This is a genomic window from Flavobacterium ginsenosidimutans (genome assembly GCF_003254625.1).
Taxonomy (GTDB): domain Bacteria; phylum Bacteroidota; class Bacteroidia; order Flavobacteriales; family Flavobacteriaceae; genus Flavobacterium; species Flavobacterium ginsenosidimutans.
In genome coordinates, this window is record NZ_QJRJ01000070.1 from 94,917 (window position 1) to 118,637 (window position 23,721).

A 23,721-nucleotide genomic window follows, 5' to 3' on the forward strand; every position below is an offset into this window, starting at 1 on the left:
TTGAAAAATATTGTTAAACATGACAATACTACATAAAAAAAACAGATAAATCGTACGGTTTTCCATAAAATAAAAATTGTCTTCGAAAATATTAAAATCAAGCTAACCGTTTGGTTTCTCTAAAAATACTGCTACAACAATGCTTAAGAATTACTAATATCCACTCCAGTTTAAACCATCTAAAAGAAAAAAAGCAAAGCAAAGTATTGGACACAGTCAGAGAAGTGCACATAACATTTTTCCTCGTTCCTCAAAAAATGCCCTTCGGGACTTATAGCACTTCACCTGTCTGACTGTCCAATTGAAGACTGCTTTCTTTTTTTCCTTTTTCTTTTTTAAGTATTTCATTGTAACATTCTACAGCCATCATGACCATATTTTGAGCATGATACATTCAAATATTTTCTTTAAATTAGAAGCCTGCTTTTAAAAATCTCCAAAGATCACCTCGTTCCTGTGATCAGCAAGATGTACGGTTGTCTGACAACCGCCTATCTTGCCACCTTCTGCCTCGGAACTCGGCGGTGGAGAATCTTAAAAGAAGAGAGTTTGAAAACAATGAAAAGGAAAATGATGGAAAGAGAAAATTCAAACAGATCACGCAGAATAACCCTGCGCCTGACAGAGAAAGAGTATGCAAAAATTGAAAGCCAGTTCAAGGCAAGCACCTGCAGAAAATTAAGTGATTATATTCGAAAACACTTATTCAGCAGACCGATCACAAGCACATACCGTAACCAGTCATTAGACGAACTTATGGAAGAAACCGTTGTGCTTACTTCAGAACTCCGTTCAATTGGAAACAACATCAACCAGATTGCCAGAAAAGTAAATACACTGAAAATGATTCCCGACTTCAAAGGGCATCTTTATCTGTTTGAAGTGCAGAGAAAAAAACTTTTTGAGAAAATAGATGAAGTTTCCGGCCACACCCAAAAAATATCTGAACGATGGTTGCAGTGATAAAAACCAGCCGTTCAATAAACAGCATTCTCAACTATAACGAAAACAAAGTTAAGGTAGGAGTGGCTGAGTGCATCAATGCCGTAAACTATCCATTGGAATTGGAGAAGTTAAGCTTTACCCAGAAGCTGAACCGTTTTTTAAACCTGTCTTCGCTTAACGAAAATACAAAACGGAACAGCGTTCACATATCGCTCAATTTTGATCCGTCGGAAAATCATTCTAAAGAAAAGCTGATTGAAATTGCGGACACTTATATGGAAAAAATAGGTTTTGGGAAACAGCCCTATTTGGTCTATCAGCACCATGATGCGGGACATCCTCATCTGCACGTAGTCACAAATAATATCCAGAGAGACGGGAAAAGAATTGATCTGCATCTGATAGGCGTTAAAAAATCAGAACCTGCAAGAAAAGAAATTGAAGAAATGTTCGGACTTGTAAAAGCCGAAGGAAGAAAACAGAAAGAACAATTTTCTCTAAATCCGATAGATGTCGGTAGAGTCCAATACGGAAAAGCAGAGTCCAGAAAGGCGATTAATTCAGTTTTAAATAAGGTTTTATTTGATTACAAATATTCAAGTCTGCCTGAACTCAATGCAGTTTTAAACCTCTATAATGTTCATGCTGACAGAGGAAGTGAGGAATCAAGAGTTTTTAAAAACAATGGACTGCTTTACAAAATACTTGATCAGAAATCAAAACCGATAGGCGTGCCAATAAAAGCCAGCGAATTTTACAGCAGGCCGACCTTAAAATTTCTGGAAGAAAAATTTAAAACTAATGACTTAGAGAAAGAGTCTTTTAAAAAATATGTAAAAAATGCCGTAAATGTGGCTTTCTGTCGTGAAACCATATTTTCTCCCGAAAAATTATCCAGGATATTAGAATCTGAAAGCATTCACATGATACTAAGAAAAAGCAGGGAAGGACAGCTTTACGGAATAACTTATGTTGACCATAAAACCAGATCCGTTTTCAATGGAAGTAGTCTGGGAAAAGAGTTCACTGCAAAAGGGATTCGAGAGAGCTGTGCTTACAACATACTAGCATTTGAAAAAAAGCATCAGAACTCTATTTCAACAGATACTGTGAAGATTCAAGATCTAGCTTCGAGGGAATATGTCAAAGAAAATCTTGCTGATATTTTGCTTCGTGGTGAAAAGATAAATGAATATTTTTCGAATCAATTTAGAAAAAAGAGAAAAAGAAGAATTAAAAATGTAGTTTAAAACAAAACGATACGTCACATTTTATTTTGTTATACTTTTTCTTCTATTAACGATCACATTACTTTCCTTAATAAGTCATATTTTAAAAATCACGAATATTATAATTCACTTAATTCTTATTTTAACAATAATTTTATATAACATAGTTTTTCAAAATTTAATAATTGATTTTTAAATTCAATTAGTGACTAAACTGTAAGCTTTTTTGTATTATTGTGTCATGATACACCATTAAGATTATCAAGGTCATTCTTTATTAACATTTCACAATACAAGTTTTCACAAATAATAAAATGAAAAAAATATCTTTTAAAAACTTTCGCCGTTTTGTTGAATTTCCAACTTTAGAACTTGGTAAAATCTCAATAATGGTAGGAAGAAATAACTCTGGAAAATCAACAATGGTCAAAGCTATTCTGCTAGTTTTAGATTACTTACAAAATCAACAGTATAATGAGTTTTCATTTACTAATAAATCTTTAGAAGATGCTAATATTATAACTTTTGGAAGAGCTAAAAATAATAAACTACAAAGTACTAATGAAATCTCGTTTCAAATCGAAATAGAAGATTATGTTTTTTCAATTTTTATCTATGGCGAAAATGACGATACAAGTGCAAGTGTATCACGGGTTATAATAAGCGACCAAAATTTAAATACCACTTTTGAAATTAATTATATCACAGAAATTATAAATATTTCCAAATCCACTCCTAAACTTATAACAAAATTCGACGCTCTAGATGATTTAATTAAGGAATGGGAAGAAATAGGCAAAGAAATACAAAAGGATGATTTTAAAAAAATATCACCAGAAGGCTTGCGAGTTTTAGATCGATACAACAGCTTAAAAGAAAAAATAGACTCCTTAAATAAGAATTTAAAAAAAGAAAGCGATGAGGATGAGAATGGCGAACTCTTCAATCTTTCTTATTCATTAAAATCAAATTTAGAAAACAAAACTGAAGATACAATTTTACAAGAGTTTGTTAGTGATTTTACATTCCAGAATGATGCAGAAATTCGTAAGCTTAAGAATTACGTAGATGAAATAGCAAAAGCAAAGAAAATTATTGAAAGTAGTACAGATAGTAGGGAAGTAAAAGAAAATAAGAATAAGATAGATATCATAAATAAAAAAATTGAACTTTTAGAATTAACAGATCAAACACTTGAAGAAAAAATACAAGAATTAGTTGATATTGACAATTATAGACATGAGTTATCAAAATCAATTGAAAACTCTATTAGAGCAATTAAAGATGTTCATTTATACTATCTAGGAGCTAATCCAAGCAAACAATCTGCTCTTTTTTCAATTAGAGATAAACAAAATAATCTTGCACAAGCTATTCATGATTTTAAGCAATCCAAAATATATCCTGAACATTCTGAATACATTTTTGTAAAAAAATGGATGAAAAAATTTGAAGTAGGCGAAGATTTTAATATTGAATTTTATGCAGGTGAGGCTTATGAATTTTATGTAATTGACGAAGAGCAGAATACTGCTCATCTGGCAGATAAAGGAATGGGATCTTTACAAGCAATGATGTTAATACTAAGAGTTGCAACTATTATGCGCAAACATAGAAACAATCTGAAACAAATTACAATCATTGTTGAAGAGCCAGAATTAAACTTGCACCCAGCATTACAAAGTAAATTATCAAGCTTCTTTCATACGGTAAATGTAGAATATGGGATTCATTTCATTATTGAGACACATTCTGAGTATCTTATTAGAAAATCACAGTTATTAGTTGCTGAAAATGGATATACCAATCCTGACGGATTAAATCCTAATCCTTTTAAAATTCATTATTTTGATCTTGAAAATGGACCATACCAAATGAATTACAGATTCGACGGTAGATTCACAAATGAATTTGGAACAGGATTTTATGATGTAAACAATAATTTAATTTTTGATTTACCATAAACATGGATATTTATATTGACAAGGAAAATTTATTGTCGTTTGTAAATCTAAAGGCAGATGACTTATATGATGATTGTATAAAAACATTAAAAAAACAATTAAATGTTTATTTCAACTTCCCTAAAGAAGATTTAAAATCTGATGATAAACTGATGGCTTGGTACTCCTCATTTCAAGAAGGAGTAGGGGAAAATAATTCTTTTTCATTTGGAAGCAATTTTCCTCCAAGACCTCTCAAATCAAATACGTATAAAAATTTTAATTCAAATCAATTATCATCTGCTTATTTAATCAGTGATGAACGCTTTGATGCCTTAAATAATACTGGTACATTATTAATGGCAAAACCAGGGGAAGAAATAGAATTGTTTAATAAATTATTTCTATTTCAGAGAGATTATATTTTTGAAAAAAGATGGAGGATTTCATCCAGTACTTTTAGTACTTGGAGTGATCTTTCATCATTTTCTTTACCATTAACAGATATTATTATTGTTGATCCATTTATTTTAAAAAATAAAGATACAGATACAGATACTGTTGATGTCAATCTTATTAGCTATTTAGAGGTTTTGTCAGAAATAATAAAGGTAAAAACGAATATTGTTGTATTTACTAACCCAGGTAATATTGATGTAGACTATCCTGTTTTATTACCTAAAATTAGAGCTGTTTTAAACAAGACTACAAATGTACAGCCAAATTTCACCCTTATTAAAACAAGCAAAGAGCACGACAGAACAATATTAACTAATTACAAAAGAATTAATTCTGGAGATACATTCAATTTTTTTAATAATCAAGGACATAGGATTACAAAAGGTAAAGAAATAGGATATTCTAGCCTTGCAAATGCTGAAAATCATAAGTTGGCAAATGAAGTATTTAATGATTTACAAATTCAGATAAACCATCTTAAAGTCAACAATCCAGCCTTCATTATTGGGGATAAACAATGTAATTTTTTAACTTTCTAAAACCTCCGCATTAAACCTTCTAACCCTTATATTTGCAGAATAAAATTAAAAAAAATAATGAGCAGTAACAGTAACAATAATGTAGAAGTAGGTTTCATATGGCAAATCACGGACGACGTATTGCGTGATGCGTTTAAAAAAAATGAAATAGGAGATGTTGTACTTCCATTTGTGGTTATTCGACGCCTAGATTGCATCTTAGATGGTTTGAATGAAAACGTTCGTGAGACATATATTAAGTTTAAAGAAAAAGTCGCAGAAGAAAAATTAGATCCAATTTTAAGAAAATCAGCTGGTGGACTAAAATTTTATAATATTTCTCAGCATACCCTACACTCTTTAAAAGATGATGCTCGCAATATTGAAATAAACTTTAATAATTATCTTAATGGTTTTAATAAGGAAGTTCGTGATATATTAGATAACTTCCAGTTTGATAAGATTGTAGCCCGTTTGATTAAAAATAAATTATTGTATGAAATGATTGATGCGATATGCCGAATTGATATGCATAGCGATAAAATTGACAATCACGGTATGGGTTACGTTTTTGAAGAATTAATTCGTATATCAAATGAACAATCTAACGAAACTGCAGGAGAACATTTTACTCCTCGTGATGTAATTGCATTGATGAATGCAATTATGTTTTCGACAGAAAAAGAGGCTTTATCACAAACAGGTATAATTCGTACTATTTTTGATCCAGCTTGTGGAACAGGAGGAATGGTTAATCTTGGTAAAAACTATATACTTGATATTTTACTTAAAGACAGTAACAAGAAACCAATAATTCAAACATACGGACAAGAATTAAATGAGCAATCGTATGCGATTGCAAAATCTGAAGCATTAATAACAGGGGAAGAAGCTAATAATATTAAACACGGAAACTCTTTTTCCGAGGACTATTTTCAAGGTAAACATTTCCATTATATGATGGCAAATCCTCCCTATGGTGTAACATGGAAAAAAGATCAGCGCTTTATTGAAAATGAAGCCTTAAATCCAGCAGGACGTTTTTATGCAGGTACTCCAAGAACCTCTGATGGACAACTTCTTTTTTTACAACATATGATTTCAAAAATGGAACCCGAAGGTAGTCGTATCGCAGTTGTTACCAATGGTTCACCACTTTTTACAGGAGATGCTGGTTCTGGCGAAAGTGATATTCGTAAATGGATAATAGAAAACGATTGGCTAGAGTGCATTGTAGCTTTACCCAAAGATATGTTTTACAACACAGGCATAAATACTTATATTTGGTTTTTGACTAATAAAAAAGAAAAAAAAAGAAAAGGAAAAGTACAGTTAATTAATGCTATTGATTATTGTCGATCTAACAAAAAAAGTTTAGGCAATAAACGTAATGAGATCACAAATACTCATATTACACAAATTTTGGACATATACACAAATTTTGAAACAGCCAAAGATTGTAAAATATTTAATAACGATGATTTTGGTTTTTATCAACTGACAGTGGAACAACCCATGTATGATAATAAGGGGAAAAAAATTATTGATAAAAACAAAAAACCAAAACCTGACAGCAAAAAACGGGACAAAGAGAATGTACCTTTAAATTCAGATATTGAAAATTATTTTAAAAAGGAAGTTATACCACACTTGCCAGATGCGTGGATAGATTTTGACAAAACACGGATTGGTTATGAAATAAACTTTGCAAAATACTTTTATAAATATAAAAGTTTACGCACTGCCATCGAAGTAAAAACAGAAATAATTACACTTGAAAGTGAAATAAGTATTTTGCTCAATGAATTGTTAAACTAATGAAAAGGTACGAAAAATACAGAACTGCGAATATAGAAGGTATCAAAGAAGTTCCTCACCACTGGAAACTTATCAAATTAAAGTACATAGGTAATTTATACAGTGGTTTGACTGGTAAATCTGGAAGTGATTTTTATAATGAAGATAGTCCTTTAAGTCGTCCTTACATCAATTTCAAAAATATTGCAAATAATATAAAAATTGATCCAACTCTATTTGATTTAGTAGAAATTAAACCGAACGAGGAGCAAAACAAAGTAAAAAAGGGCGATTTATTTTTCTTGATGAGTTCTGAAAATTTTACTGATATTGGAAAAACAGCTGTCTTAATTGATAATTTAGAAGATACCTATTTAAATAGTTTTTGCAGAGGTTTCAGAATATTTGACGAAAATTTTAGTCCAGAGTTTTTAAACTATTTATTACTAAGTGGGCATTACAGGGAAATTCTATCAAATGAGGCAAAAGGTTTTACGCGAATTAATATTCAAGTTGGGAAAATTAATAATTTCCCCATTTTTGCTCCATTTGATAAACACGAACAAATTCAAATTGCTAATTTCCTTGATTATAAAATCAATTTAATTAATTCAAGTATTTTAAAGAAAAAAAGACTGATAGAACTCCTAAAAGAAAAACGTCAAGCCATTATTAATGAAGCAGTAACTAAAGGTTTAAATATTAACGTACCAATGAAATCTAGTGGTATTGAATGGATGGGAGAAATTCCAAATCATTGGGAAGTTAAAAAATTGAAGTATGTTGTTTCTTGCAATGATGACGCTCTAAATGACAAACATGATAAGGATTCAATTATTAATTATATTGAAATTGGAGATGTTTCTTTAGAAAATGGCGTGGAGAATTTCACTAAAATGAGATTTTCTCAAGCACCATCAAGAGCAAGAAGAATCATCAAAGAAAATGATATAATTCTTTCAACTGTAAGAACCTATTTAAAAGCTATAACTAAGGTTAATGTTGATTATAACAACTTTATCGTTTCTACTGGTTTCGCAGTTTTAAGAGCACAGAAAATTAAATCTGATTTTTTGGGTGTAGTTGTAAAATCAGAGAGCTTTATTGATGAAATAATATCCTTATCAGTTGGAGTAAGTTATCCAGCAATAAATTCTTCTGTTCTATTAAACATTTCTATTCCTGTGCCACCAGAAAGCGAACAATTGGCTATTTCTCGCAAAATTGATAAAGAATTTAATTCTTTTCAAAAGACGATTTTGAAAATTGAGAGCGCTATTGATAAACTTCAAATTTATCGCCAATCATTAATCTCAGAAGTAGTTACGGGCAAAATAGATGTACGAAAGTGACCAAAGCCGTCTGAATAAAGATGAAATATCCTTCGTTTACAACTTATTAATTAATGAAGTGAACATGGCTTTAATTACATGAAAATCATCTAGCGACATTACCTCGCCATTTTATAATGCTTTATACATTATCTTTGTACGCATTAAAGAACTAGTTAGGTTAGAGAAATAGAAATAAAACATTAACCTTAAGTAACATGAAATAAATTGTGTCATAAAAATCATTTTTCAGACACAAGTTTTAACATTTAATAATATGGCGCAAGGCATTAGAGAAATTCACTTAGAGGACGATATAATAAAGTATCTTGTTGAGTTTGGAGGTTTTCATGAAGTGCCACAACATACTTACGATCGAGAATTATGTCTAATACCTTCTGAAATAATTGCCTTCTTAAAAGACACACAGCAGGATAAATATAATATTCTTAAAGTAAATCAATATTATGAAAATGTAGATGAGAAAATCGTTGATAATATTGCAAAGACTTATAGAGATCACAAGGACAAAACCTTAAATTTACTACGTAGTAAAGTCAAAGATCGTGGAGTACAATTTGATATGGTTTATTTTCAACCTGCAAATAATAAATCAAGCGAGCATAAAAAATGGTATGAACAAAATCGATTGGCGGTAATACGTCAATTAAAATATTCTAAAAAAAATGAGAATTCAATTGATCTAGTTTTGTTCGTTAACGGCATACCTGTTGTAACATTAGAGCTAAAAAATGAGCTGACAGGGCAAAATCATCATAATGCAATTAAACAATATATACAGGATCGTGAACCAAAAGGAGAACCTCTTTTGGAATTTAAACGTTGTTTAGTTCATTTTGCACTTGGGACACAAAAAATTTTTATGACTACGGAATTAAAAGGAAAAGATACATTCTTTTTGCCTTTTAATAAAGGATTAGAAAATATAAATGAAAATGGCTTTGCAACTTCATATCTATGGGAAGATGTATTAACTAAAGATTCATTATTAGATTTAATTCAAAACTATATAAATGTACAAACTGACACGGAAAAAGAATACGATCCAATAACGAAAGGTCTAAAAGAAAAAAAATCATCAAAACTACTCTTTCCCCGCTTTCACCAGCGTAGAGCAGTACAACGACTGCTTAATGCATTGCAACTAGAAGGAGCAGGTAAAAACTATTTAATTCAACATTCTGCTGGTTCTGGCAAATCTAATACTATTACTTGGCTTGCATATCGTTTAGCTGGTTTCTATCAAAATGTGAATGATCCGAAAGCTCTTTTTGATTCTGTAATTGTTGTAAATGACCGTCGCGCATTAGACAAACAAATCCAAAATAATATTAGACAGCTAGATAATACACCAGGCTTAGTTGCATATGTTGATGAGAATAAAACAGCGCAAGATCTTAAAAAAGCTATTGAAGATGGAAAACGTATTATAATTACCACAATTCAAAAGTTTCCTGTGATATCAGAAACAATTGCAAGTATACCTGACAGAAAATACGCAGTATTAATTGATGAAGCACACAGTTCTCAATCAGGAGAAACGGCGCGCCACTTAAAAAAATCATTGTCATTAGAGGAAGCAGAAACTTTAGATATAGTTCAGGATTTAGATGATATAATTGCTGATGAAATAAAACGAAAGGGAAAACAGCCTAACATATCTTTTTTTGCATTTACTGCTACACCAAAACCAAAAACCGAAGAGCTATTTGGACGGATAATTGATGGAAAACTTAAAGCTTTCGATTACTATACGATGGAACAAGCTATAAAAGAAGGTTTTATTCGTGATGTATTAAAAAATTATATGTCCTTTAAGCGTTATTATAAAATTATTAAAAGACTGGATATTGAAGATAAAGAGTATGATAAAAGAAAAACTGTGAGACTATTGGCGTCTTATGTAGACCTACAAGATCATGCTATAGAAAGAAAAGCTCGCATCATAATTGAGCATTTCGTAAGTAAAACGCAAAATGAAATACAAGGTAGAGCCCGAGCGATGGTAGTTACCAAATCACGTTTACATGCCGTAAGATTCAAGCGAAAATTTGATGAGATTATGCAGGAAATGAAATTACCCTATAATGCACTAGTCGCTTTTTCTGGAACGGTAAGAGATAATGAAGTAAATGAAGAATATACCGAATCAAGTATGAATCAGCTACAAGGAAAGATCTCTATTCCGGAGGCACTTAAATTACCCAAATATCGCCTTCTAATAGTAGCTGATAAATATCAAACAGGTTTTGATGAACCTATGCTACACACTATGTTTGTTGATAAGAAATTAGGAGGAGCATCTTCTGTTCAGACATTGAGTCGTTTAAATAGAACGATGCGTGGCAAAGAGAGTACAATGGTATTAGATTTTGTAAATGATCCAGAATCTATCCAAAAAGATTTTCAACATTTTTATGGAGAAAATTTTATGGAAGAATATAACCAGACGGATCCAAATAGTTTATATAGCATTCAAACAAAAATTGACAGTTTAAATGTTTTTTATCAAAATGAGATAGAATCTTTTGCAAATATTTTCTTTAGAAAAGAAAACAATTACGAAAAACTAAATCCTATTTTAGCAACCGTTACAAAACGTTTTCAAGAAGTTTTAGACGAAGATGAACAATCTCAATTTAAATCAGATACGCAAACATTTTTAAAGCTTTATCGTTTTTTAAGTCAAATAATCACATTTACTGATGTAGAATTAGAAAAATATTATGTTTTCTTAACTTCATTAATAAAAATGTTACCGTACATTAAATCAAATTTACCTTTGGATGTATTAGGCGAAGTGGAATTAGATAGTTACAAGATCCAACATCAATATACAACAGATTTAGAGTTGATATCTAAGAATGGCGAAATGTATGGAATGATGCCTGGAACTATTAATGGGAAGGAAGAAGACGAACTTGACATGCTGACTAATATAATAAAAGTATTAAATGACACATTTGGAATTGATTTAACTGAAGAAGATAAAGTAGAGTTTAAAAAAATGCAAGATAAAATTTACTCTAATGAACAGTTAATGAGTTTCTTTAATAAAAACAATTCACGAGATAATATTCAAGATAAATTTAGCGAAGAGATTGATAATGAATTGCTTAATTTTATTAATACAAAACTTGAGCTCTATAATAAATTATCGGAAGATCGGGTTAATTTAATGTTCAAAAAAATGTGGTTTAACGATTTATATGATAGTAAAGTCAGAGGAATTTAAGTGCTAAAAATCTAGATCTTCTTCTTCTTATTGTTTTGAGATTTGATAATTATAACTTAAATTAATATTCGCTGATATTTATGTTTTCTAAATAATATCTAAAATAGCTTCAAAATTGTTCTTACAAGATCTAAAAAAATTAGAGCTTCACAGAAGTACTAGGGTGTGTTTTTAACTTATATTAAAAAGTTTACTTGTCAAGATCTTATTGCATTTAAGAGAGTGATTCTTTTATGAAAAGAATTTGGAAATTGAAATTAGCCCACAATATTAATTAGAATTACTAAAGTACATGAATCATACAATACGAGAAATAGTAAGTGATCAAATTAATAAATTAAATACTTATCTTGATCTAATCGAAAAAAACGGTTTAGAAATTAAAACTATAGATATCGATAGAAGTTATCTTGCTGAAAATTACAGGAAAACTCAAACATTTTCTAAGTGCATAAATTTTAAAGATTTATACGATAGCTTACCCAAAAATAAACCTGTTTTATATTGGTTCACATTTGATATTGAAAAATTAAAAAGTGAGAATTTAGAAAAAGCATTAAAAAAAATAGAAGAAATAACTAAAAGTAGAAAAGTTTCAGAAGTGCCGAAAGCTCGAAGAGAATGCAAAGGGACGCTTTATGTTGGGAAAGTAAAAGATAAATTTCATTATAGGTTTGTGAACCATTTAGGCCATTCTATAAATGATAAAACTGGAAGCTTGCAGTTAACATATTGGTACGATCCTTTAATTTATGGCAATCTGCAACTAAACTATATAGTTCTTGAACAAGAAATGAAAACTTTGATTGGCATTCTAGAAATTGAGTTAGCAAAAAAATTAAAACCTATACTAGGATCTCATAAAAATTAATTCAGATTTCACTCTATTAAATCGTATATTCTATAATAGTAAATTATTTTGTTTTGAAACATAAATTTTAGAAATTAAAACATCATATTAGTTAGTAGATATTACTTATAAATCATTTAAAATCTTTAAATCTTGTAATAAATGGTTCGAATTCTGTACCGTCAAGGTCACTATAAAAAGAAAAAGCCTGAGAATGTAAATTCTCAGGCTTTTTTTATTCTCAAAAAGATTTTAATAGGCAACACAATTAGAAGATCATATTTAAAGCACCCTTTTGTTTAATTCAGTTAACCAAACTAAACTTAAGTAACATCATATTATGATGATTGTCATTGATATAGAGAATTTAATTTTTTGGAAATTACATGATTATCTTTTTTGTTAAAAATGTTGATTTTCTTGTTTTCAAGTTTTTTGCTATCCTTTATGTTTTAATTTAAGAAAATTATATAAATTTGTAGTATTTTAGCTACTTTTATGTAGTGTTGTTTTCGTACTTAAATTTTAAAATAAAAATGAAAAAAATTCTTTTAAACATGATTGTTAAAAATGAAGCAAAAATTATTACACGCCTACTTAACTCAGTAGATGGTGTTATTGATGCTTTGGTAATTTGTGATACGGGTTCTTCTGATGATACTGTCAAAATCATTCAAAATTGGGCTAATTCTAAAAGTATTTCTTACAAAGTAATACAAGATAAGTGGGTCAATTTTGGTATTAATAGAACAAATGCCATAGACTATGCAAAGGAATTTTTAACTAACAACAATAGTAAGCATGAAGATTGGTATTTACTGTTTCTGGATGCAGATATGGAACTGATTATTGATTCTTCTTTTGATAAAAAAAATCTAAACCAGCAGGTCTATAGCTTAAAACAGTTTAATCAAAATAGTTTTGAATATTTTAATATTCGCATGGCACGTGCTGATGTTAGTATGCAATATGAATGTCCTACACATGAATATTTGGACGTAGGCAATGTACAAATTGCCACTTTAAATTCATTAAGGATTAAAGATATTGGTGACGGTGGAGCAAAAAGTGATAAATTTGAAAGAGATATAAAACTTTTAACAGAAGCTCTTGAATCAGAACCTGAAAATCCAAGATATTTGTTCTATTTAGCAAATTCCTATTTTGATATTGGTGATTATAATCATGCAAAAAAATGGTATCAGGCAAGATGTAATGTTTTTGGTTGGGATGAAGAACGATGGTATGCTAAATATAAATGGGGATTATGTTTATTAAGATTGTCTTCTATCCAAGATGCAGAAAAAATTCTTTTGGAGGCCTTTCAGCAACGTTTATGGAGAGCAGAACCTATTTTTGCACTAGCCCAATATTATCATCAACAAGATGATCATATTAGAGCTTATACGTATGCATTGTTAGCATCCAAGTTAGATACAACTAAGCAAGACAGATTATTTATTGATAAAAATGCAAATGGAGGAAATGGCCCGATAGAGATTATTAGCATACATGCATATTATATTGGTCTTTTTGAAGAAGGACTGCATTATACAAAGAAGTTAATATCTGCCTTTCCTGAAATTGAACAACACAAGAAAAATCTTCAAATCTATATAAATTCATTATAGTAAAGAATCAATGAATTAAATATTAATAATTAAAATTCAGTTTATCATTATTATGATAAACTGAATTTGTATAAAATAAGTGATTTATTTAGGAAAAAATAGAGAAAAAACTAGAACTCAGATTTCTTTTTCTACTAATACTGTCTAAAAAAAGTGGAGTATTTTAGTGCTCTTCTCTTACAATTATTTCTCAGAACTTTTCTTAGAATTTCTAATAATATAATAAACGGAAAATAGAAACACAATACCATAAATAACTGCCATTGCTGGATTCTCAAATTTTAGATTTTTAAAATCAAATTGCTTAAATAAGGTTACGCCTAAAATGATGGCTACGACCCAAAAAACAAATGTAATTGGTTGGTTTTTATTTTCCATGTTTTGAAATATTAGTTATTAAAGGTTTCTTGTGCTTTAAATTTACAATTTATCCTGTTCAGCTCTCAAAATATCATGAATGTTTTCGCTTTTAAAGTTTTCTCTAAACAAATTGATTAAAGGAACTGTTGGGCTTTTCGGATATTTTTTTACAAAACGGTCAAACTCTTGAATGTTTTCAAGATAAATATAGTTTTCTTCAGTTGCTCTTTCGGCAGTTGGTGTATTATCTTGACCGACTAAATAATCCATTTGATAATTTTTGTATTCTTCTTTTACAGCTGCAAATAATTTTGAATCAGGATATTTGCTCATAAAATTTTCCCATGAAATTACGCGATCGCCCAAATCTTTAAAAGAAATAACAAGTCCAGCATCTGCAGAATAAAGTGTTTTGTTTTCTTCGCTTTTCAGATACAAATAATCTTTGTAATCACTTGTTACATAATCTTTGAAAATCTTATAATAGAAATCGGGAAGTGTTTCAATTTCAACATATCCTTCTCCAATTTCAAAATACTCTAACTGATGTTTGGAAAGTTTTTCACCTAAAAGTTTCACTTCTTTTTTAGCATTTTCCTCTTCATTGTAGAATTTATCTATTACGCCTGATTCTTTTTCTTCAATCTTTCCCAGCAAAGCATTATTTTCTTCAAAATATTTGTCATACAAAGCATTGGCAGCTTCTTTATTAGCAATCGATTTTAATTTAAGAATAACTTCGTTTTTATTTTTAGAAAATTGTTCCAATAATCCCGAATCTGATTTTATGGTTTCGGCTGAAGCTTCAGTTTTTATACTGTCTTTCTTTATTTCTTGTTTCTCAGAAATGTTTTTGTTGTCTGTTTGTTTGCAAGCTGAAAGTAAAATTCCAGAAACAATCAATACGAAGATTTTTCTCATTTTATGGATTGGGTTTATTTTGCTAATATAAAAATATTTAGAGTATATTTTAATCATAAAAAAAGGACAAAAGATATCTTTTGTCCTTTTAGTTAATTTTTAATTAGCTAAAGCTTATTTTTATTTAACTGCTCATCAATAACTGCTCCGAGATCAGTATTAGAGTTGTCATAAGCAAGAATATTACCGGTTTTATCAATCACAATACGTGTTGGTATCGCTTGTATTTTGTAATTGGTAACAACTTCTGTTTTTGAATCAAAAACGACATTGAAGTCAAATTTTTTCTCTGTTATATACGAAGTAACTTTTTTAAGTACATCTTCCTCTTTACCATTTTCCCAAGTGTTTACAAACAAGAAAGCAACATCTTTGTCTTTGTATTTAGTTACTAAATGCTGCATTTTTGGAAAAGAAGCTTTGCATGGTCCACACCAAGTTGCCCAGAAATCAAGAACAACCACTTTTCCTCTATAATCTGAAAGTTTAGTGTCTTTTCCTTCTAGATTTTTCAAGGTGAAATCAGTAGCATTTTTACTTCCAAATTTTTCAAGAAGATCTTTGTTTTTGTTTTCTTTTGCTAATAATTCTGTTTTTTGCTGAATAGCATCATATTCAACCATAGGTAATTTCTTCTCGATGTAAATTTCTTTTAGTTTAGCAAGAAATACAGGCGATGTATTGCCTTTATTGATTTCATCTTCAATATAAGCTTTTACTTCGTCTTTACTTTTTACTTTGTCCAGCATTGCTAAATAGCGTTCTTTACCTCCAGCGTCCAATCCGTTAAGCGCTTTAACTCCACTTTGGTATTTAAAAGCTTCCTCATATTTGCCTTGTTTATAAAGCAGAAGCGCATAAGTATCAGCAAACATGTTAAATTTGTCATTATAATCAGGAGTATAGCATTCTTTTCGTTTTGCTTCAAGAATGTCTAAAGATCGTTTAGAAACTTTTGCAGCAAAATCAATATCTTTTACAGGCATTGTTAAATCACCGCCAGATTGGCCCCAAGCAAAATTATTATAGGAGTCTGCTGGAAGATTTAAATAAGGTTCGCAGGCTATAGCCTTTTCCAATTCTCCTTTATCTAGGTATATAGGCACCAAAACGGAATAAAAATAGTTTAGAGACCTCTTTGAAGTATCGTTAGAATATTTTGTTCTAAAAGTATTAATGCTTTCTAAAATAGAAGCTTCTGTTTTATCAGTCTGATCATAGAATTTTCGAATAAAATCCATTTTATCAATTCTATTTGCAGGATACTTTTCTGAAATTTCCTTTTTCAATTTTGTTGCTTGATCTTGCCTGTCATTATTAGAACTATAGATATAATAAGCTGTAGTCAAATATTCTTCAGTATCTCTTTTTACACATTTATCGGCAAAAGCTAGAAGATCTTTTTCTCCTTGTTCTTTATTTATAGACTTTTTCTTGTATAAATATTCTAACGCAACTATATCGTCTCTTAATTTTGGATATTTTGCAAATATCGCATCATATTCCGCAATTAGATCTTCTGGCTTTGGATCTGATTTTAGTCTAAAAAAGTAACCTCCATTACTTCTAACATAAATTTCATCTATCAGACTTTTTCCTAATTCAATATCATTTTGTGTTTTTAGAAGTACAGAATAACCTTTTTCATTATTGCTATCTGCAATTTTTTGTGAATCGTTTATAGTTACTAGAATCACTCTGACAGAATCAGGAACTTTTGCGGTAAACTCATAACGTTTTCCACTTTTTTTCAGCGGACTTATGTCAGAAGAAAAATCATTAGGGGTAATGTAGAGAAAATTTGCTTTAGCATTATCTTCTATTGCAAGACCTTGAGGAGGTTCGTAAACATAGGTATTAGGTTTACCCACGTTGAATTTAGCATTTTTTAAATAGATTTTTCCAGATTGAGCAAAAGCAACATTAACAACTGCAAACAGTAGTAAAATAATGGTTTTTTTCATTTGTTTTTGGTTTTTTGATTGATTTTTTCTTAATTGATTAACGAAGCGTAAATTTATATATTATATTGTTCGTTGTTTTTTTATTAAGAAAATATTAGCAAAAACCTGTGAAATTATTTTGCTGATTATATACTTTCTGTATATTTTTTAATGGGTGACTTATTTTTTTTATACCAATTGCAGTTCTATAAAATTCATACCCATTTTCAGAACGGTTTGGCAGAAACTTTTCACGATATTCATTGGCTCCTAAATCTTCTAAAAGTGCAATATCAAACTGATTTAAATAATTTGGAAGTTCTTCGGGAAGAAAACCAAATGTCCAATGTTCTTCAAGGTTTTCAAGATCTTCCAGAAGTTTTTTGCCACCTAAAAAAGATTCTGGCTTTAAGAGTATATTTTTATGTACGTACGTAAAAATAATATGACTGTTGGGAGCGAATTTAGAAATAAACGAAAATGTGTTTTTTACAGCATCTTCGGTAAGATAATTTGTTACGCCTTCCCAAATAATTGCAGTTGGTTTAGAAAAATCTAGATTGTTTTCTAATGCCAATTGATCTAAATCCTGTTTGTTAAAATCAATTTGAAGAAAACGGATGTTATGAGGAATTTGTGCTATTCTATTTTTATAAACTTCGGCTTTAAAATTTGACGTATTCGGATGATCGATTTCTATTACAGGAATATCTTTTAGAAAATCAAGGCGTACCGCTCTCGTGTCGAAACCGGCGCCTAAAATTATAACTTGTTTCACATCCTTTGAAATTGCATTTTTAAGTAGATCATCAATATATTTTGTTCTAGCAATTCCAGAAGACAAAGCTCCAGGAATTTTTTTCTGTATAGTATTGTTAATATATTTTTTTACAATTAGATATTGGTATAAACGAGTTGCAAATCTCAATTTTGAATCTATGAAATGAATGGCATAAGGATCTGAAAATAATCTGTCATCTTTACTTTGTACAGTTTCTAAAGCTCTAAAAAAAGCCATATACTGTGCTGTTCTGCTGGTTTTTTCTGCTTTCATTACAATCCTTATTTTTTCGAAAATAAATTCTCTACCACCCAAGCTGGACCAATCAATAAAAACTGAAGATCTTTTAAGAAGGAAGGTTTTTTGCCTTCAATATTATGTCCATAAAATTGCCCGATCCAAGCCAATACAAAAACGCCAATAGAGAATGCCCACAACGGAACAAACTGGCCGATGTAGTAATTTACAACTAAACAAAGAATAGAAAAAATAGCAATTTTAACCGCCATTGCAATAGATAATCTGATATAAAATATAAGAACAAAAAGAAGTACAACAAAAGCCCAATTTTCGATAATTGGAGCGTTTAGTTTTAATGTATTTGAGATTATCGAGCTCGAAATACTCATAAGTAAACCAACGATTGAAAAGAAAATTGCTGGTACACAAATATAATGTATTGCCTTGTTTTTTGGGTTTTGATGACTTACGGCATATTCTGCAAACCATTGATCTAATGTTCTCATTTGGGTGGTTTTATAGTTAGTAGTGTAAATCTAATGAAATTTCTTTTACGTTAATCGGAGAAAAATAAACGAAAATCTAACTAATAACAAACCTATTTCGGATTGTACTGAAAAACATTATCCCATAATTCATCAATTTTGACAAGAGCTTCGTCCAATGAAATAACGCTCCATTTTCCATTTTCTTCTAAACCAAGTCCGATGCTTTTTAATTTCAATAAAGCATCGTTTACATCAAAATCCAAATCGGTGTTAAATTTTGTTTTAAACCAAGCTTCGATTTCATTATCTAATTCTTCGGCTGTTAAAGTTTTTTCGCTTTTATTTAAAAAAGTATAAGCCAAAATGGTTTCTTTTAAAGCTTCTTCTTCAGAAGAATTTAAAAGAGAGTAGAAGGCGCCGCTGTTGTTTCCGAGATTTTTAAAATACAAACTGTCAGAAAGCATTTTAGAATATCGAATTTTCTTATTGATGAAATTATTGTATTGACGGAAACAGTAAGCTCCTAAAATTCCCAAAGCAATTAATCCTTGGTTTAAGGACGTTTTACTGTTCAGTAAATCGATGGTTTCACCAGTTTGATAGGCTTCGTACATGTTAATTAAAGCCGGAATTACTTTGGCACTTAATAATGAAAGTCCGCCAAAAAGCCCAGGAACCCAGAGCAGCATTTTATCTTTTACAGACATTTTTGCAATCGCATTTGGGAAAATCGTTTCAAGATCATTTTTAGGAACTCGCTTAAAGATTTTCAAAGCAATTGAGCTTGGATCGATAGGCATTTTTCCTAATTTGACTTTCTTTTCTTTAAGATAATCTGCGTCGCTATAATTAAGGTAAATCAAGACACGATCATAATATTCAATTTCGACTTCTTTTTTCCAGAAGAAATATTTCGTGACTTTTTCTTTTGCTTTATGATGACCGCGTGCGTAGAGTTCGTAATCTTTAAAAGCATTAAAATCGATTGAAAGATTTAAACCAATCAAATCAGATTCTTCCATAGCCGACTTCAAAGCTTCGTTGTCTATTCTGTAATAATTTCCACGTTCTAAAACTGTTAGTAGCGTCTTTTTAAAAGTCGGGAAATCGCTTTTGCTAATAAACTGTTCGCGTTCTTTCTCACTTAAATCTGGATCATAAAGCGCGTAGTTTTGCTTTAGATTTCGGTTTAAGTTAAAAGATTCGTAATGATAATAATGTTCGATTATTTCGAAAAGTTTCTTAAAACCATCTACTTTTTTAGGATCATTAGCGAAAGCGGTAATTTGCTGTTCGAGTAAAAATTCTTTATTAAACGGAATATAATGTTCTCGTGTCATATCGATTTCTGGGCTTTTAATTTCGTGGCGTTTACAGAAATACAAAAATACTGCTTTTTTCTTAGTTGCAAAGGTGCAGAGGTACAAAGGAATCTAGTTTGTCATCCTGAGGGACGAAGGATCACACAAGAAACTCCACGCAGTTTTGTCCATTCAGTTTGTCATCCTGACGAAGGAAGGATCACACAAGAAGTTCTGCAATGAGATCCTATACTTTGTCGCCTCCAAGTGTGATCCTTCGTTCCTCAGGATGACAAGATTGCGCGTCGTATAAAAATAAAGTATTTTCGTGCAAAAAAACATGTTCAACTCGCAACAGGGCTATCACACCTATTATATCTACATTATTACAAATAGACATCGTTCAACATTTTACATTGGTGTGACGCAAAATTTAAAAGAAAGACTTAAGCAACATAAAGAAAATATTGAGAATAACATTAAGACGTTTGCGTCTAAATACGGAATCGAGTTTTTGGTTTATTACGAAAAATTCACTTGGATACAAGAGGCAATTGCAAGAGAAAAGGAACTAAAAGGATGGATTAGGGCAAAGAAAATCGAATTAATAAGAGATTTTAACCCAACATTTGAATTTTTAAATCATCATTTTGAATAGTCTGTTTGGCTTTGTCATCCTGAGGAACGAAGTATCACACGAGAAACTCCGCACAGTAATTCTATACTTTGTCGATTCCCGCGTGAGATCCTTCGTTCCTCAGGATGACAAAGTAGGTGAGTGTTTTTTGCGTTTAGAATAAGCACAAAAAAAAGTGAAATTTCCAATCGGTACCAGCGACTCGAAATCTCACTTTGTGCTCCAAAAAAAAGTGACAAAAATTAAAAGCTCTCTAGAAGACAACTTTATTATTAACTAAAAATTATTCACTACAATGTTACCACAAAATAAGATTATGGCTATACGTATTTATACCTGTTTTTTTTAAAAGGTGAAAAGTTGCAAAGGGACAAAGTTGCAAAGGTTTTGTTTAGTTTAAAGTCGACTTTTTGAGATTGATAACGCCTTGAATGTATTTTATTAATTCTTCTTTTGTTACCGAAAAATTGGCTTTTTCAGCTTCGGTGTTTAGGTATAAAGTGGCAATACTTTCGGCATCCATGTTTTGAGTAAGGTAATGATGCTCTGCATATTGAATAAGATGATCTACAAAAAGTTCGCGTTGTTTTCCTTTTTCGATTGTTTCTTTGTCGCCTTCTTTAATTTTTTCGATTACAGATTCTGGTAAATCGATCGTGAGGTACATACAATCAACAGCAACTTTAGAAAGTAGTTCTTTTTCTACTTTTCCAGTTGCATCGCAGTATGCGCAAGGAGCAGGAACCCATTTTAGCTGTCTGTTTAAACGACGAATATCATCCCAGTCAACAAATCCTTTTCCTTGACATCTCGGACATTTGACATTTGATCTTCTAAATAAATTAAAAATGCGCATTGGTTAAAAAAAATCTTAGTGGTTTTTGTTGTGCTGCGAATTTAAATAAATAAGTAAGAAAAGTTATTCAGTTCGCCATTTTTTTTAAGAAAATAATTCACAAAATCGCTAATTTGGATAATTTCGACAGATTTAAAACAAATAAGAATAATGATTTAAGAGTTTAATTTTTCTAATTCTATTGCTTCATTGAAGTAGTTTTTAAATCTATCTGATAGATTTGTGTCTTTAAATTTAATTATTGAATAAGAACTATCAAATGCAATAATTTCAATTGTAGAATAAGGAATCTGAAAATTTCCATACTCCCAAATGAAATCATTTCCTTCAGAAAAAGGTAAATTATTTTCATCAATTAGAATTTCTGCATTCTTTGGGAAACCAGATATTACACCTACACCCCAAATAAATTAGAATTACCGAATAGGCAAATTATCCAACAAAATCTGATACTTTCTTCCAACAGGAATAATATCTCCGTTAGAGATCGTAAGATTTTTGGTTGTAACAGCAGAAATTTTGGTTGTATTTACAATATAAGATCTGTGAACTTGTACGAAATGTGCACAATCAATTTCTGCGCTTATACTCGCAAGCGAACCGTAAATAACAATTGGGGATTTTAATTTACAGTTGTATAATTTCATATAATTGCCCAGACTTTCGATGTATAAAATATCAGAAAGAGGCGTTTCAATTACTTGTCCGTTGGAGCGGTAAGAAAATACTTTTTTGTTAGTTTGGATTTCTTTTTTAAGACTATTTCCAGAAAAATACGTTTTGGCTTTTTCTATGGCTTTGGCAAATTTATCAGGAGAAATGGGTTTTAAGAGATAATCAATTGCATCATTTTGGTACGCCGAAAGCGCAAAATCAGAATAAGCGGTTGTTACAATCGTAAGCGGACGATTGGGCTGAAGTTCCATTAATTCGACACCTGAAATTACAGGCATATTAATGTCGAGAAAAATAATATCGTATTGGTTTTCGTTGAGCAGTTTTATAGCTTCCATACCATTAAAAGCACTGCCAGAATGCTCCAGTTCGTCAAATTTGGAGATGTGCGAAATCAAGGCTTTGTGCGCCGGCGATTCGTCATCAATTATCAGACAGCGGTAGGTAAGTGCCATATCGTCAATTTTACGGTAAATATATTTTTATCTTTTTTACAGCTCAAATTGTGTTTTAAGCCATAAACTTCCAAACGTCTTTTTAGATTTTCAATTCCGATTCCTGTGCTCGAAAGTCGCGAACCCGAATCGAGATAATTGTTTTTCAATGTAAAAATAACGCCTCGGCATCTTACTTTCAAATCCAAATTAATAAAAGGTTCTGGAGTTTCAGCAGAAAACTTTACAGCATTTTCAACCAAAGGAAGAAAGAATAAAGGCGGAATTTCAATTTGATCGTGCAAGCCTTCAATATTCTGGTTTACAGCCAATCTTTCGTTTCTAAACGTGTAATATTCGATGTATTTTTTAATAAATGCGATTTCTTCGATCATTAAAACATAATCTTTTTTAGAAGCTTCAATTTGGTAACGCAGCATATCCGAAAGATTCAAGATTCGGTCAGGAACTTTATCGGGTTCTGCTAAGGCTTCTCCGTAAAGATTATTCATTGCATTCAATAAAAAATGCGGATTCAATTGCTGTTTTAAAAATGAAAGTTCCGACTTGAAATTCATAATATCTTTATCAGCCTGACTCATTTTTTTGGTAATCACAATATGAAGAAAATAAAAGAAAGAGCCGTTTATAATAAGCGATAAAATTTGAAGTGTCTTAAAATTTCCTAATCCGACAAGTGGGAAAAACCAATTCATAAAAAAGTAAAAACCAGTCCAATAAACAGCAAGAAGCGTAAAGAAGATTTTAAATTTTTTATGAAACAGAAAAGGTTTGATAATGCAAATATTGAAAATCGTGATCCAGACAATACACGGAAAATAACCTACAGCTATTTTGCTGAGAATATACGACCAGCTGTGTCCGTCTAGTTTTATTTCGTCATAAACACAAGCCAGAATTACGAGATAAACAAGTGCATTGACGAGAAGATTTCGAAGAAAAAAGTTTTGATAGATTTTTGTGATTGTCATAACGGCAAAAATACTATAATCGTATAGTTTATAATCATTTGAAAGCAATAATTTATACAAACGCCATTCGTATAAATCATACGCCACTGGTATAAAATTGCTATTAAAATAAAGATGCCTAGAGTATTTTTGGA

General features: G+C 30.5%; 20 protein-coding genes. 10 read left to right on the top strand and 10 right to left on the bottom strand.

What is annotated here, in order from left to right:
- Positions 1-271: 271 nt before the first annotated feature.
- On the bottom strand, positions 272-394 hold the full coding sequence (locus DM444_RS23990) for a hypothetical protein (RefSeq protein ID WP_262510491.1): 123 nt from the start codon (positions 392-394) through the stop codon (positions 272-274).
- 164 nt (positions 395-558) lie between these two features.
- Here DM444_RS23990 and DM444_RS05275 point away from each other — a divergent pair, with 164 nt between their 5' ends.
- The 9 genes from DM444_RS05275 to DM444_RS05315 all read left to right on the top strand — a co-directional run bounded on the left by DM444_RS05275 (position 559) and on the right by DM444_RS05315 (position 13,959).
- Entirely contained in the window at positions 559-963 is a 405-nt protein-coding gene (locus tag DM444_RS05275; RefSeq protein ID WP_239455595.1) for a plasmid mobilization protein, read from the top strand.
- Positions 951-2,195 (top strand): relaxase/mobilization nuclease domain-containing protein, encoded by a 1,245-nt coding sequence (locus tag DM444_RS05280; protein ID WP_111284700.1) that lies wholly within the window; start codon positions 951-953, stop codon positions 2,193-2,195. Before DM444_RS05275 ends, DM444_RS05280 begins: the two co-directional genes overlap by 13 nt.
- 293 nt (positions 2,196-2,488) lie before the next feature.
- Positions 2,489-4,138, top strand: coding sequence for an AAA family ATPase (locus DM444_RS05285; protein ID WP_111284702.1), 1,650 nt, complete (start codon positions 2,489-2,491; stop codon positions 4,136-4,138).
- 2 nt (positions 4,139-4,140) lie between these two features.
- Positions 4,141-5,115: a hypothetical protein gene (locus DM444_RS05290; RefSeq protein WP_111284704.1), complete on the top strand. Its 975-nt coding sequence runs from the start codon at positions 4,141-4,143 to the stop codon at positions 5,113-5,115.
- 57 nt (positions 5,116-5,172) lie between these two features.
- Positions 5,173-6,912 (top strand): type I restriction-modification system subunit M, encoded by a 1,740-nt coding sequence (locus DM444_RS05295; protein ID WP_111284706.1) that lies wholly within the window; start codon positions 5,173-5,175, stop codon positions 6,910-6,912.
- Positions 6,912-8,243: a restriction endonuclease subunit S gene (locus DM444_RS05300; RefSeq protein ID WP_111284708.1), complete on the top strand. Its 1,332-nt coding sequence runs from the start codon at positions 6,912-6,914 to the stop codon at positions 8,241-8,243. The genes DM444_RS05295 and DM444_RS05300 overlap by 1 nt, the downstream gene beginning before the upstream one ends.
- A gap of 256 nt (positions 8,244-8,499) precedes the next feature.
- On the top strand, positions 8,500-11,478 hold the full coding sequence (locus DM444_RS05305) for a type I restriction endonuclease subunit R (protein WP_111284710.1): 2,979 nt from the start codon (positions 8,500-8,502) through the stop codon (positions 11,476-11,478).
- 292 nt (positions 11,479-11,770) lie between these two features.
- A complete protein-coding gene (locus DM444_RS05310) occupies positions 11,771-12,349 on the top strand; it encodes a hypothetical protein (RefSeq protein WP_111284712.1) in 579 nt (192 codons plus the stop codon).
- A gap of 515 nt (positions 12,350-12,864) precedes the next feature.
- Complete coding sequence (locus DM444_RS05315; RefSeq protein WP_111284714.1) at positions 12,865-13,959, top strand: tetratricopeptide repeat-containing glycosyltransferase; 1,095 nt, start codon at positions 12,865-12,867, stop codon at positions 13,957-13,959.
- 183 nt (positions 13,960-14,142) lie between these two features.
- On the opposite strand, the gene DM444_RS05320 is transcribed toward DM444_RS05315, so the two are convergent.
- The 6 genes from DM444_RS05320 to DM444_RS05345 all read right to left on the bottom strand — a co-directional run bounded on the left by DM444_RS05320 (position 14,143) and on the right by DM444_RS05345 (position 20,032).
- Complete coding sequence (locus tag DM444_RS05320; protein WP_111284716.1) at positions 14,143-14,337, bottom strand: hypothetical protein; 195 nt, start codon at positions 14,335-14,337, stop codon at positions 14,143-14,145.
- A 42-nt stretch (positions 14,338-14,379) separates the two neighbouring features.
- Positions 14,380-15,240 (bottom strand): tol-pal system YbgF family protein, encoded by an 861-nt coding sequence (locus DM444_RS05325; protein WP_111284718.1) that lies wholly within the window; start codon positions 15,238-15,240, stop codon positions 14,380-14,382.
- Positions 15,241-15,347: 107 nt separating this feature from the next.
- A complete protein-coding gene (locus tag DM444_RS05330; RefSeq protein WP_111284720.1) occupies positions 15,348-17,204 on the bottom strand; it encodes a TlpA disulfide reductase family protein in 1,857 nt (618 codons plus the stop codon).
- Positions 17,205-17,298: 94 nt separating this feature from the next.
- Positions 17,299-18,237: a class I SAM-dependent methyltransferase gene (locus DM444_RS05335; RefSeq protein WP_111284722.1), complete on the bottom strand. Its 939-nt coding sequence runs from the start codon at positions 18,235-18,237 to the stop codon at positions 17,299-17,301.
- A gap of 8 nt (positions 18,238-18,245) precedes the next feature.
- Complete coding sequence (locus tag DM444_RS05340) at positions 18,246-18,710, bottom strand: Mpo1 family 2-hydroxy fatty acid dioxygenase (protein ID WP_111284724.1); 465 nt, start codon at positions 18,708-18,710, stop codon at positions 18,246-18,248.
- 92 nt (positions 18,711-18,802) lie between these two features.
- Positions 18,803-20,032, bottom strand: coding sequence for a TMEM143 family protein (locus tag DM444_RS05345; protein WP_111284726.1), 1,230 nt, complete (start codon positions 20,030-20,032; stop codon positions 18,803-18,805).
- A 301-nt stretch (positions 20,033-20,333) separates the two neighbouring features.
- On the opposite strand from DM444_RS05345, the gene DM444_RS05355 reads away from it, so the two are divergent.
- Positions 20,334-20,651, top strand: a complete 318-nt coding sequence (locus DM444_RS05355) for a GIY-YIG nuclease family protein (protein WP_111284730.1) — start codon at positions 20,334-20,336, stop codon at positions 20,649-20,651.
- A gap of 370 nt (positions 20,652-21,021) precedes the next feature.
- Here the strand turns inward: DM444_RS05355 and DM444_RS05360 are convergent, their stop codons facing one another.
- The 3 genes from DM444_RS05360 to DM444_RS05370 all read right to left on the bottom strand — a co-directional run bounded on the left by DM444_RS05360 (position 21,022) and on the right by DM444_RS05370 (position 23,674).
- Positions 21,022-21,486, bottom strand: coding sequence for a hypothetical protein (locus tag DM444_RS05360; protein WP_111284732.1), 465 nt, complete (start codon positions 21,484-21,486; stop codon positions 21,022-21,024).
- Positions 21,487-21,902: 416 nt separating this feature from the next.
- On the bottom strand, positions 21,903-22,616 hold the full coding sequence (locus DM444_RS05365; RefSeq protein WP_111284734.1) for a LytR/AlgR family response regulator transcription factor: 714 nt from the start codon (positions 22,614-22,616) through the stop codon (positions 21,903-21,905).
- Positions 22,592-23,674 (bottom strand): sensor histidine kinase, encoded by a 1,083-nt coding sequence (locus DM444_RS05370; RefSeq protein WP_239455593.1) that lies wholly within the window; start codon positions 23,672-23,674, stop codon positions 22,592-22,594. Before DM444_RS05370 ends, DM444_RS05365 begins: the two co-directional genes overlap by 25 nt.
- Positions 23,675-23,721: the final 47 nt, after the last annotated feature.

What these genes read in the sequence shown, in the direction of transcription:
- DM444_RS05365 (WP_111284734.1), bottom strand. Translation starts at nt 22,616, where the DNA reads ATGGCACTTACCTACCGCTGTCTGATAATTGATGACGAATCGCCGGCG.
- DM444_RS05280 (WP_111284700.1), top strand. Translation starts at nt 951, where the DNA reads ATGGTTGCAGTGATAAAAACCAGCCGTTCAATAAACAGCATTCTCAAC.
- DM444_RS05325 (WP_111284718.1), bottom strand. Translation starts at nt 15,240, where the DNA reads ATGAGAAAAATCTTCGTATTGATTGTTTCTGGAATTTTACTTTCAGCT.
- DM444_RS05340 (WP_111284724.1), bottom strand. Translation starts at nt 18,710, where the DNA reads ATGAGAACATTAGATCAATGGTTTGCAGAATATGCCGTAAGTCATCAA.
- DM444_RS05305 (WP_111284710.1), top strand. Translation starts at nt 8,500, where the DNA reads ATGGCGCAAGGCATTAGAGAAATTCACTTAGAGGACGATATAATAAAG.
- DM444_RS05295 (WP_111284706.1), top strand. Translation starts at nt 5,173, where the DNA reads ATGAGCAGTAACAGTAACAATAATGTAGAAGTAGGTTTCATATGGCAA.
- DM444_RS23990 (WP_262510491.1), bottom strand. Translation starts at nt 394, where the DNA reads ATGTATCATGCTCAAAATATGGTCATGATGGCTGTAGAATGTTACAAT.
- DM444_RS05320 (WP_111284716.1), bottom strand. Translation starts at nt 14,337, where the DNA reads ATGGAAAATAAAAACCAACCAATTACATTTGTTTTTTGGGTCGTAGCC.
- DM444_RS05300 (WP_111284708.1), top strand. Translation starts at nt 6,912, where the DNA reads ATGAAAAGGTACGAAAAATACAGAACTGCGAATATAGAAGGTATCAAA.
- DM444_RS05275 (WP_239455595.1), top strand. Translation starts at nt 559, where the DNA reads ATGAAAAGGAAAATGATGGAAAGAGAAAATTCAAACAGATCACGCAGA.
- DM444_RS05330 (WP_111284720.1), bottom strand. Translation starts at nt 17,204, where the DNA reads ATGAAAAAAACCATTATTTTACTACTGTTTGCAGTTGTTAATGTTGCT.
- DM444_RS05315 (WP_111284714.1), top strand. Translation starts at nt 12,865, where the DNA reads ATGAAAAAAATTCTTTTAAACATGATTGTTAAAAATGAAGCAAAAATT.
- DM444_RS05345 (WP_111284726.1), bottom strand. Translation starts at nt 20,032, where the DNA reads ATGACACGAGAACATTATATTCCGTTTAATAAAGAATTTTTACTCGAA.
- DM444_RS05285 (WP_111284702.1), top strand. Translation starts at nt 2,489, where the DNA reads ATGAAAAAAATATCTTTTAAAAACTTTCGCCGTTTTGTTGAATTTCCA.
- DM444_RS05310 (WP_111284712.1), top strand. Translation starts at nt 11,771, where the DNA reads ATGAATCATACAATACGAGAAATAGTAAGTGATCAAATTAATAAATTA.
- DM444_RS05360 (WP_111284732.1), bottom strand. Translation starts at nt 21,486, where the DNA reads ATGCGCATTTTTAATTTATTTAGAAGATCAAATGTCAAATGTCCGAGA.
- DM444_RS05355 (WP_111284730.1), top strand. Translation starts at nt 20,334, where the DNA reads ATGTTCAACTCGCAACAGGGCTATCACACCTATTATATCTACATTATT.
- DM444_RS05335 (WP_111284722.1), bottom strand. Translation starts at nt 18,237, where the DNA reads ATGAAAGCAGAAAAAACCAGCAGAACAGCACAGTATATGGCTTTTTTT.
- DM444_RS05290 (WP_111284704.1), top strand. Translation starts at nt 4,141, where the DNA reads ATGGATATTTATATTGACAAGGAAAATTTATTGTCGTTTGTAAATCTA.